The 10,198-nt window shown below is 62.1% G+C and carries 9 protein-coding genes and 1 riboswitch; of the genes, 8 read left to right on the top strand and 1 reads right to left on the bottom strand.

What is annotated here, in order from left to right; translation table 11 throughout:
• Window positions 1-287 precede the first annotated feature (287 nt).
• The 7 genes from M5G18_RS03630 to astE all read left to right on the top strand — a co-directional run bounded on the left by M5G18_RS03630 (window position 288) and on the right by astE (window position 8,059).
• A complete protein-coding gene (locus M5G18_RS03630) occupies window positions 288-1,508 on the top strand; it encodes an aspartate aminotransferase family protein (RefSeq protein WP_064598809.1) in 1,221 nt (406 codons plus the stop codon).
• A 131-nt stretch (window positions 1,509-1,639) separates the two neighbouring features.
• A complete protein-coding gene (gene aruF / locus M5G18_RS03625; RefSeq protein ID WP_007951057.1) occupies window positions 1,640-2,659 on the top strand; it encodes an arginine/ornithine succinyltransferase subunit alpha in 1,020 nt (339 codons plus the stop codon).
• A 51-nt stretch (window positions 2,660-2,710) separates the two neighbouring features.
• Window positions 2,711-3,736 (top strand): arginine N-succinyltransferase, encoded by a 1,026-nt coding sequence (gene astA / locus M5G18_RS03620; RefSeq protein WP_064598805.1) that lies wholly within the window; start codon window positions 2,711-2,713, stop codon window positions 3,734-3,736.
• The gene (gene astD / locus M5G18_RS03615) at window positions 3,733-5,202 is read left to right on the top strand and encodes a succinylglutamate-semialdehyde dehydrogenase (protein WP_273899415.1); all 1,470 of its coding nucleotides are present in this window, start codon (window positions 3,733-3,735) and stop codon (window positions 5,200-5,202) included. Before astA ends, astD begins: the two co-directional genes overlap by 4 nt.
• Window positions 5,203-5,339: 137 nt before the next feature.
• On the top strand, window positions 5,340-6,686 hold the full coding sequence (gene astB / locus M5G18_RS03610) for an N-succinylarginine dihydrolase (protein ID WP_085607454.1): 1,347 nt from the start codon (window positions 5,340-5,342) through the stop codon (window positions 6,684-6,686).
• 59 nt (window positions 6,687-6,745) lie between these two features.
• Window positions 6,746-7,036: a hypothetical protein gene (locus tag M5G18_RS03605; RefSeq protein ID WP_011335531.1), complete on the top strand. Its 291-nt coding sequence runs from the start codon at window positions 6,746-6,748 to the stop codon at window positions 7,034-7,036.
• Window positions 7,037-7,048: 12 nt separating this feature from the next.
• Entirely contained in the window at window positions 7,049-8,059 is a 1,011-nt protein-coding gene (gene astE / locus M5G18_RS03600; RefSeq protein ID WP_163976196.1) for a succinylglutamate desuccinylase, read from the top strand.
• A gap of 45 nt (window positions 8,060-8,104) precedes the next feature.
• Here the strand turns inward: astE and M5G18_RS03595 are convergent, their stop codons facing one another.
• The gene (locus M5G18_RS03595) at window positions 8,105-8,614 is read right to left on the bottom strand and encodes a 6,7-dimethyl-8-ribityllumazine synthase (protein ID WP_011335530.1); all 510 of its coding nucleotides are present in this window, start codon (window positions 8,612-8,614) and stop codon (window positions 8,105-8,107) included.
• A 102-nt stretch (window positions 8,615-8,716) separates the two neighbouring features.
• Window positions 8,717-8,888: riboswitch (FMN riboswitch) on the bottom strand.
• Between the two features lie 198 nt (window positions 8,889-9,086).
• Between M5G18_RS03595 and ltaE the strand changes: the two genes are divergently transcribed.
• Entirely contained in the window at window positions 9,087-10,091 is a 1,005-nt protein-coding gene (ltaE, locus tag M5G18_RS03590; protein WP_273899356.1) for a low-specificity L-threonine aldolase, read from the top strand.
• Window positions 10,092-10,198 lie beyond the last annotated feature (107 nt).

The raw sequence follows: 10,198 nt of genomic DNA, 5'->3' as shown, positions 1-10,198 counted from the left end.
CGAAAAAGAGCTCAAGCAGAGCAAAATGCATTCTGTGTCAGGTGGTACATATGTATGACAGGCCAGCCCTTCGCAATTGATATGCTCGCAGGCCTGCTGAAATGGCTGGCGGCAGTTTAAACTGCGCCTTTGCGACGCTATATGTCGCATTGCCGTAAACCCGGGAAAATCCGGGGTTTGCGCTATAAGAAGTTGTCGCTTGGCGACAAGGCCGGGCTGAAAACTGTCCTTACAATCCCCCCATCGCTCGCCAGTTTCAGGCGAGTGGCCCTCATCAGGAGACTCCGATGTCCGTTGAGCACGCTGCGGTACAACGCGCCGATTTCGACCAGGTTATGGTTCCCAACTACGCGCCTGCCGCTTTCATTCCGGTGCGTGGCGCCGGTTCCCGCGTCTGGGATCAGGCCGGCCGCGAGCTGATCGACTTCGCCGGCGGCATCGCCGTCAACGTATTGGGCCATGCGCACCCGGCGCTGGTCGGTGCCTTGACCGAGCAAGCGAACAAGCTGTGGCACGTGTCCAACGTGTTCACCAACGAGCCGGCCCTGCGCCTGGCACACAAGCTGATCGACGCCACCTTTGCCGAGCGCGTGTTCTTCTGCAACTCCGGCGCCGAAGCCAACGAGGCCGCCTTCAAGCTGGCCCGTCGTGTCGCGTTCGACCGTTTCGGCACCGAGAAGTACGAAATCATCGCCGCGCTCAACAGCTTCCACGGCCGCACCCTGTTCACCGTGAACGTCGGTGGCCAGTCGAAGTACTCCGACGGTTTCGGCCCGAAAATCACCGGCATCACCCACGTGCCGTACAACGATCTGGCGGCACTGAAAGCCGCTGTTTCCGACAAGACCTGCGCGGTCGTTCTGGAGCCGATCCAGGGCGAGGGCGGCGTGCTGCCGGCCGAGCTGGCTTACCTGCAAGGTGCCCGTGAACTGTGCGACGCGAACAACGCGCTGCTGGTGTTCGACGAAGTGCAGACCGGCATGGGCCGTACCGGCAACCTGTTCGCCTACCAGCATTTCGGTGTGGTTCCAGACATCCTGACCAGCGCCAAGAGCCTGGGCGGCGGTTTCCCGATCGCCGCGATGCTGACCACCGAAGCGCTGGCCAAGCATCTGGTCGTCGGCACGCACGGCACCACTTACGGCGGCAACCCGCTGGCGTGCGCCGTGGCTGAAGCGGTGATCGACGTGATCAACACCCCTGAGGTGCTGAACGGCGTCAACGCCAAGCACGACAAGTTCAAGACCCGCCTGCAACAGATCGGCGAGAAATACGGCCTGTTCACCCAGGTGCGTGGTCTCGGTCTGCTGATCGGTTGCGTGCTGAGCGATGCCTGGAAAGGCAAGGCCAAAGACATCTTCAACGCCGCTGAGCAAGAAGGCCTGATGATTCTGCAAGCTGGCCCGGACGTGATCCGTTTCGCCCCGAGCCTGGTGGTTGAAGACGCGGACATCGACGCCGGTCTGGATCGCTTCGAACGTGCTGCCGCGAAACTGACCCAAGCCTGATTCATGCAAGACCGCCCGGCGTCTGTCGTCATCGACAGGCGTCGGGACCATTTTCCTGTGCCGGGCCTGCCCGGCATTTTTTTCCCGAGTCGGCGCTTTCGCCGACCTGAAGTAGAGAAAGGAGTGACACCATGCTGGTGATGCGCCCCGCGCAAATGGCTGATCTGGGCGAGGTACAGCGTCTGGCTGCGGACAGCCCGATTGGTGTCACTTCCTTGCCGGATGACGTTGAACGCCTGAGCGACAAGATCGCTGCGAGCGAAGCCTCGTTTGCCGCCGAAGTGAGCTTCAACGGCGAAGAGAGTTACTTCTTTGTCCTCGAAGACACCGCCACCGGCAAACTGGTGGGCTGCTCGGCAATCGTCGCGTCGGCCGGTTATTCCGAGCCGTTCTACAGCTTTCGCAACGAGACCTTCGTGCACGCCTCCCGCGAGCTGAAGATCCACAACAAGATCCACGTGCTCTCGCAATGCCACGACCTGACCGGCAACAGCTTGCTGACCAGTTTCTACGTGCAGCGCGAGCTGGTGGGTTCGCCGTGGTCTGAACTCAACTCCCGTGGCCGTCTGCTGTTCGTCGCCAGCCACCCGGAACGGTTCGCCGATTCGGTGGTGACCGAGATCGTCGGTTACAGCGACGAGAACGGCGACTCGCCATTCTGGGACGCCATCGGTCGCAACTTCTTCGACCTGAACTACGCCGAGGCCGAGCGTCTGTGTGGCCTGAAAAGCCGGACGTTCCTCGCCGAGCTGATGCCGCATTACCCGATCTACGTGCCGCTGCTGCCGGACTCCGCTCAGGAAGCGATGGGCCAGGTGCACCCGCGCGCGCAGATCACCTTCGACATCCTGATGCGCGAAGGCTTCGAGACCGATCACTACATCGACATTTTCGACGGTGGCCCGACCCTGCATGCGCGCGTTTCGGGGATCCGTTCGATCGCCCAGAGCCGTGTGGTGCCGGTGAAGATCGGCGAGCCGGTCAAAGGTGCCGGTCGCCAGTATCTGGTGGCCAATGCCCAGTTGCAGGATTACCGCGCGGTATTGCTTGAGCTGGATTACGCACCGGGCAAACCGGTGACCCTGGATCTGGAAGCGGCCGAAGCCCTGGGCGTCGGTGAAGGTGCCAGCGTGCGCCTGGTGGCGGTTTAACGCCTTAGCGAGTTTCACGGGTGGCCACGGCGGCCCGTTTGAGGAGATAGCATGATTGTTCGTCCCGTACGCAGCAGCGATTTGTCCGCTCTGATCGACCTGGCCCGCAGCACCGGCACCGGCCTGACCACTTTGCCGGCCAACGAAGAGCGCCTGACCCACCGGGTCGGCTGGGCCGAGAAGACCTTTCGCGGTGAAGCCGGCCGTGGTGACGCGGACTACCTGTTCGTGCTCGAAGACGACAACGGTCGCGTGGTGGGGATTTCCGCCATCGCCGGCGCCGTCGGGCTGCGCGAGCCTTGGTACAACTTCCGCGTCGGCCTGACCGTCAGCGCCTCGCAGGAACTGAACATCTATCGCGAAATTCCGACGCTGTTCCTGGCCAACGACCTGACCGGCAACTCCGAGCTGTGCTCGTTGTTCCTGCACGCCGATTACCGCACCGGCCTCAACGGCCGCATGCTGTCCAAGGCGCGGATGCTGTTCATCGCCGAATTCCCGCAACTGTTCGGCAACAAGATCATCGCCGAGATGCGCGGCGTGTCGGATGACGCCGGTCGTTCGCCGTTCTGGGAAAGCCTGGGTCGTCACTTCTTCAAGATGGAATTCAGCCAGGCCGATTACCTGACCGGTGTCGGCAACAAGGCATTCATCGCTGAACTGATGCCGAAATTCCCGCTGTACACCTGCTTCCTGTCGCCGGACGCGCGCAACGTCATCGGCCAGGTGCACCCGGACACCGAGCCTGCGCTGGCGATGCTCAAGAGCGAAGGCTTCAGCTATCAGGGTTACGTCGATATCTTCGACGCAGGCCCCGCCATCGAGTGCGAGACCAGCAAGATCCGCGCAGTGCGTGACAGCGAAGCGCTGGTGCTGGCCATCGGCACGCCGGGCGACGACGCCACGCCGTTCATCATCCATAACCGCAAACGCGAAGACTGCCGCATCACGGCTGCGCCGGCCCGTCTGGCCGCCGGCACCCTGGTGGTCGATCCGCTGACCGCCAAACGTCTTCAACTCAACGCTGGCGATCAGGTTCGCGCCGTGGCGTTGTCCGCTGCCCGGGAGTCGAAATAATGAATTCGCTATACATCGCAGGTGAGTGGCTGGCCGGTCAGGGCGAGGCTTTTCAATCGCTGAACCCGGTGACCCAGCAAGTGCTGTGGTCGGGGGAGGGCGCCACGGCCGCTCAGGTCGAGTCGGCCGTGCAGGCTGCGCGGCAGGCGTTCCCGGGCTGGGCCCGTCGTACCCTGGAAGATCGCATCAGCGTGCTCGAAGCGTTCGCCGCCGCGCTGAAAAACCATGCCGACGAACTGGCCCGCACCATCGGTGAAGAAACCGGCAAACCGCTGTGGGAAGCCGCGACCGAAGTCACCAGCATGGTCAACAAGATCGCCATCTCGGTGCAGAGCTACCGCGAACGTACCGGCGAGAAGAGCGGCCCGTTGGGCGACGCCACCGCCGTATTGCGCCACAAGCCCCACGGTGTGGTCGCGGTGTTCGGCCCTTACAACTTTCCTGGCCATTTGCCGAACGGCCACATCGTGCCGGCGCTGCTGGCCGGTAACAGCGTGCTGTTCAAACCGAGCGAGCTGACCCCGAAAGTCGCCGAACTGACGGTCAAGTGCTGGATCGAAGCCGGTCTGCCGGCCGGTGTCCTGAACCTGCTGCAAGGCGCCCGTGAAACCGGTATCGCTCTGGCGGCGAATCCGGGCATCGATGGTCTGTTCTTTACCGGTTCGAGCCGTACCGGCAATCACCTGCACCAGCAGTTCGCCGGTCGTCCGGACAAGATCCTCGCGCTGGAAATGGGCGGCAACAACCCGCTGGTGGTCGATCAGGTCGCCGACCTCGACGCAGCGGTCTACACGATTATTCAGTCGGCGTTCATTTCTGCTGGTCAACGTTGCACCTGTGCCCGCCGTCTGCTCGTGCCGGAAGGCGCGTGGGGCGACAGCCTGCTCAAGCGTCTGGTGGAAGTCAGCTCGACCATCGAGGTCGGCGCGTTCGATCAGCAACCGGCGCCGTTCATGGGCTCGGTGGTTTCCCTTGGCGCTGCGAAAGCGTTGATGGATGCCCAGGCGCATCTGCTGGCCAACGGTGCAGTGTCGCTGCTGGCGATGACTCAGCCACAGGCGCAGTCGGCGCTGCTGACCCCGGGCATCGTTGATGTGACGGCGGTTGCCGAGCGTTCCGACGAAGAACTGTTCGGCCCGTTGCTGCAAGTGATCCGCTACGCCGATTTCGCGGCGGCGATTGCCGAAGCCAACGACACCGCGTTTGGTCTGGCCGCTGGCCTGCTGTCGGATTCCGAAGAGCGCTACCAGCAGTTCTGGCTGGAAAGCCGTGCCGGTATCGTCAACTGGAACAAACAGCTGACCGGTGCTGCGAGCAGCGCACCGTTCGGCGGTGTCGGCGCTTCGGGCAACCACCGCGCCAGCGCCTACTACGCGGCGGATTACTGCGCGTACCCGGTGGCCTCGCTGGAAACTCCAAGCCTGGTGTTGCCGGCGGCCCTGACGCCTGGCGTGAAGATGGCGTGATGCCCATCGCTGGCAAGCCAGCTCCCACAAGGACGATGAGATTCCTGTGGGAGCTGGCTTGCCAGCGATGGCCGCGCCGCGGTCTCAAAGAATAGTTACTGAAGCCTATAACAACAGATTCTCGTGGAGCCTCGCTGATGAAATCCTATGAAGTCAATTTTGACGGTCTAGTGGGGCCGACCCATAACTACGGTGGTCTGTCCTACGGCAACGTTGCGTCCCAGAGCAACAGCCAGCAGTCTTCGAACCCGAAGGAAGCGGCGCTGCAAGGTCTGGCGAAAATGAAAGCGCTGATGGAAATGGGCTTTCAGCAGGGCGTTCTCGCACCGCAGGAGCGTCCGGACGTGGCTGCTCTGCGCCGTCTGGGTTTCAGCGGCACCGATGCTCAGGTGATCGAGCGCGCCGCCAAAGAAGCGATGCCGTTGCTGGTTGCCAGCTGCTCGGCGTCGAGCATGTGGGTGGCCAACGCCGCCACGGTCAGCCCGAGCGCCGACACCGCTGACGGTCGCGTGCACTTCACCGCCGCCAACCTGAACTGCAAATACCACCGCAGCATCGAGCACCCGACCACCAGTCGCGTGCTGGGCGCGATGTTCGCCAACCAGCAGCACTTCGCTCACCACGCCGCATTGCCGGCAGTGGCGCAGTTCGGCGACGAAGGCGCGGCGAACCACACGCGTTTCTGCCGTGAGTACGGCGAGGCCGGCGTTGAGTTCTTCGTGTTCGGTCGCAGTGCGTTCGACACCCGTTATCCGGCACCGCAGAAATACCCGGCGCGCCAGACCCTCGAAGCGTCGCAAGCAGTCGCTCGTTTGCACGGCCTGCGTGACGACGGCGTGGTCTACGCGCAACAGAATCCTGCGGTGATCGATCAGGGCGTGTTCCATAACGACGTGATCGCGGTGGGCAACGGCGAGGTGCTGTTCTATCACGAGGACGCGTTCCTCGACACCGATCAGATGCTGGCCGAACTGCAAGCCAAACTGGCCAAGGTCGGCGGCAACTTCCAGTCGGTCTGCGTGCCGCGTTCGGCGGTCACCGTGGACGACGCGGTGCGTTCCTACCTGTTCAACAGCCAGCTGCTGTCGCGTCCTGACGGTTCGATGCTGCTGATCGTGCCGGAAGAGTGCCGTGGCAACGAGCGCGTGTGGAACTACCTGCAAGGCCTGACCAGCTCCGGCGGCCTGATCCGCGAAGTGAAAGTCTTCGACCTCAAGCAAAGCATGCAGAACGGCGGTGGCCCGGCGTGCCTGCGCCTGCGCGTCGCGCTCAACGAAACCGAGCTGGCGGCCGTCAACCCAGGGGTTATCATGACTGCCCCGTTGTACGGTTCGTTGACCGCATGGGTTGAAAAGCACTATCGCGACCGCCTGACCGAAAGTGATCTGGCGGATCCGCAATTGCTGCTTGAATGCCGGACGGCACTGGATGAACTGACGCAAATCCTTAAACTGGGCGCGGTTTATCCATTCCAGATCAATTGATGGCCGGCGCGCCGCTTCGTCGCGGCGCACGGTTCCATCTCCCCAAGAGAGCGTAAAACATGAGCGATTCCCTGCAGCTGATCCTTGAAGACACCGACGGCACGCAACTGCAAACGTCCTGCACCCGCGTCGCGGTCATGTGGCAAGGCAAAGAGCTGTGGATCCAGCAGGACGGCCGCGGCCAACTGTTGATCGGCGTGGACGTCGAAGAGGGCGACGAAGAGTACGCCAACCTGCTATTGCGCCCATTGGCGACTAATCTGGTAAGTCTGCAACTGGAGATGGAACCGGCTGATCTCGGCGACGATGACGGCCACGTGCACGGCCCGGATTGCAATCACGACCACTAAGGAAACCGCTCTATGCTCGCCCTCGGCAAACTGCTTGAACTGACCCTCGCCGGCCGCGAACCGGCGGAGAAGACTCAACTGACTGTCGAAGGCGTGCGCATGCGCTGGCTGAGCGAGGGTGCGCTGGAAGTCCGGCCACCCGAAGCACGCGACAATGGCCTGGACCTGCTGCTGTCGGCAGGCATCCACGGCAACGAAACGGCACCGATCGAATTGCTCGACCGGTTGCTGCACGACATCGCTCGCGGCGATCTGAAGCCGCGCGCACGCATTCTGTTCCTGTTCGGCAACCCGGAAGCGATTCGCAAGGGCGAGCGTTTCGTCGAGCAGGACGTCAATCGGCTGTTCAACGGCCGTCACGAACAAAGCAGCGGTTCCGAAGCCCTGCGCGCCTGCGAGCTGGAACGCCTGGCGGCAAGTTTCTTCAGCCTTCCTGACCGTCAGCGCCTGCACTACGACCTGCACACCGCGATTCGCGGTTCGAAGATCGAGCAGTTCGCTTTGTATCCGTGGAAGGAAGGTCGCCAGCATTCCCGTCTTGAACTGGCCCGTCTGCGCGCCGCCGGCATGGAAGCGGTGCTGTTGCAGAACAAGCCGTCGATCGTGTTCAGCTCCTACACCTACGACAAGCTGGGGGCCGAGTCCTTCACGCTGGAACTGGGCAAGGCGCGGCCATTCGGGCAGAACGCCGGGGTCAATGTGTCGCTGCTGGAAACCCGTCTGAAGCAGATCATCGAAGGCAGCGAGCCGGAAATGGCCGAGCAGGGCCTGGACGGTCTGCAACTGTTCAGCGTGGCACGGGAAATCATCAAGCACAGCGATGCGTTCCGCCTGAACCTGCCGGCGGACATCGAAAACTTTTCGGAACTGGATGTGGGTTATGTGCTGGCCGAAGACCTGGCCAATACCCGCTGGATCATCGAAGAGCAGGGCGCGCGGATTATCTTCCCCAACCCCAAGGTCAAGAACGGCCTGCGGGCGGGCATTCTGATCGTGCCGACCACTGACGAAAATCTTGCCTGAAACTGAATCTCCCCCGCGCAGCGCGCGGGGGAGATCGTTATTGCATCAGACCGCTACAGCACGCGGCTCGGTACGGCGCAACGCACGCACTTTCTGCAACGTATCGGCGCAGGTCTTCGCCGCTTCCTGACCCTTGTGCACGAAATGCTCGAAGAAGAACTTCTGGTGTTCTTCGCCGGCATGGAAGTGGTGCGGGGTCAGTGACACCGAGAACACCGGCACTTCGGTTTCCAGCTGAACCTGCATCAGGCCGCTGACCACCGACTGGGCGACGAACTCGTGACGGTAGATTCCGCCGTCCACCACCAGGGCGGCGGCAACGATACCGGCATAACGGCCGGTCTTGGCAAGCAGTTTGGCGTGCAGAGGCATTTCAAAGGCGCCGCCGACTTCGAAGAAATCGATGTCCGATTCCTGATAACCCTGAGCAATCATTTCGGCGAGGAAGCCTTTACGGCTCTGGTCGACGATTTCCTTGTGCCAGCAGGCCTGGATGAACGCGACGCGCTCGCCGTGGGTGTGTTTGCTTTTGCTGTCGATAGCGGTGGGTTGCATGTTCTGACTCCTGTTTGTGTGAAAAACAGGGCGTTATGAATCGAAAGGGATTCAAGGGTACGCACGCTCGCGCGAACACGGCGGACGGCCCTTTGGCGTCAATCCCGTTCTCTCTTCATCCGGACTATGACCGTCGGCCCCGGAATCACACCGGGTCTGCTGACCTTGCCACCGCTCACGGCTTTTGCCGTGTCCGTCACCAAGCGCTCGCGGGCTATGCGCATTGCGCGCAATTACCGCCGGTGGGGAATTGCACCCCGCCCTGAGAACGTTTCGCCGCCCTTTATCGGGCGGCGCTGCGTTTTTAACACAGATTGCCGGGCTGTGCATTGCGCCTTTGTGATGATTGCCATCGGATTTTTCAAAGCGTCGGAAACGACTTTTCCTTGCGCGAGGGTTGATTAATCCACGCTGTGCCCGCAGTAATTCCTCTTCGTAAAGGGATTTCCCCTACTGACTTGAGGCCAGGTTCATGAGCGTTATCGATCTTCGCAGCGACACCGTCACTCAACCGACTCCCGCCATGCTCGACGCGATGACCCGCGCCGACACCGGCGATGACGTGTATGGCGAAGATCCGACGGTCAATCGTCTGGAAGCCGAACTGGCGAAACGGCTGGGTTTCGCCGCCGCTCTGTTCGTCCCGACCGGCACCATGAGCAATCTGCTGGGGTTGATGGCGCACTGCGAGCGCGGTGACGAGTACATCGTCGGTCAGCAGGCGCACACCTATAAGTACGAGAGCGGTGGCGCAGCGGTACTCGGTTCGATTCAACCACAGCCGCTGGAAGTGCAGGTCGACGGTTCGCTGGACCTGGATCAGGTGGCAGCAGCGATCAAGCCTGACGATTTCCACTTCGCCCGCACCCGCCTGCTGGCGCTGGAAAACACCATGCAGGGCAAGGTGCTGCCGCTGGACTATCTGGCCCGGGCTCGCCAGTTCACACAGAACAACGGCCTTCAGCTGCATCTGGACGGCGCGCGGCTGTACAACGCGGCGGTCAAGCTCGGGGTCGATGCCCGGGAAATCACCCAATATTTCGATTCGGTCTCGGTGTGCCTGTCCAAAGGCCTCGGCGCGCCGGTCGGTTCGGTGCTGTGCGGTTCGTCGGCGTTGATTGCCAAGGCCCGGCGCCTGCGCAAAATGGTCGGTGGCGGCATGCGTCAGGCCGGATTGCTGGCGGCGGCTGGGCTGTATGCGCTGGATCACAACGTCGAGCGTTTGGCGGATGACCATGCCAACGCGCAGTTGCTGGCCGAAGGCCTGCGCGAGGCCGGTTACAAAGTCGAGCCGGTGCAGACCAACATGGTTTACGTGCAGATGGGCGACCGCGCCGAGGCGATCAAGGCATTTGCCGCCGAACGCGGGATCAAATTGAGTGCTGCCGCCCGGCTGCGGATGGTCACGCACATGGACGTCAATCGCTCGCAAATCGAGCAAGTGATCGCGACATTCGTCGAGTTTTCGCGCAAGTGACAGCGTTAGCCACCCAATTGACCGTTTCTATCGTATAAACACGCTGTACCCCGCGCGCAGGGCCGATATAATGCGGCCCTTTGCCGTCGTTTCGTCTGTTGACGTTT

The sequence above is a fragment of the Pseudomonas aphyarum genome (assembly GCF_028657055.1).
Lineage (GTDB): Bacteria > Pseudomonadota > Gammaproteobacteria > Pseudomonadales > Pseudomonadaceae > Aquipseudomonas > Aquipseudomonas aphyarum.
Note: the sequence above shows the minus strand (reverse complement) of the source record. Positions and strands in the feature narration are given on the sequence as shown.

Bases quoted from the DNA above. Each gene is read 5' to 3' on its own strand.
- M5G18_RS03630 (WP_064598809.1), top strand. From the start codon at position 288: ATGTCCGTTGAGCACGCTGCGGTACAACGCGCCGATTTCGACCAGGTT.
- aruF (WP_007951057.1), top strand. From the start codon at position 1,640: ATGCTGGTGATGCGCCCCGCGCAAATGGCTGATCTGGGCGAGGTACAG.
- astA (WP_064598805.1), top strand. From the start codon at position 2,711: ATGATTGTTCGTCCCGTACGCAGCAGCGATTTGTCCGCTCTGATCGAC.
- astB (WP_085607454.1), top strand. From the start codon at position 5,340: ATGAAATCCTATGAAGTCAATTTTGACGGTCTAGTGGGGCCGACCCAT.
- M5G18_RS03605 (WP_011335531.1), top strand. From the start codon at position 6,746: ATGAGCGATTCCCTGCAGCTGATCCTTGAAGACACCGACGGCACGCAA.
- astE (WP_163976196.1), top strand. From the start codon at position 7,049: ATGCTCGCCCTCGGCAAACTGCTTGAACTGACCCTCGCCGGCCGCGAA.
- M5G18_RS03595 (WP_011335530.1), bottom strand. From the start codon at position 8,614: ATGCAACCCACCGCTATCGACAGCAAAAGCAAACACACCCACGGCGAG.
- ltaE (WP_273899356.1), top strand. From the start codon at position 9,087: ATGAGCGTTATCGATCTTCGCAGCGACACCGTCACTCAACCGACTCCC.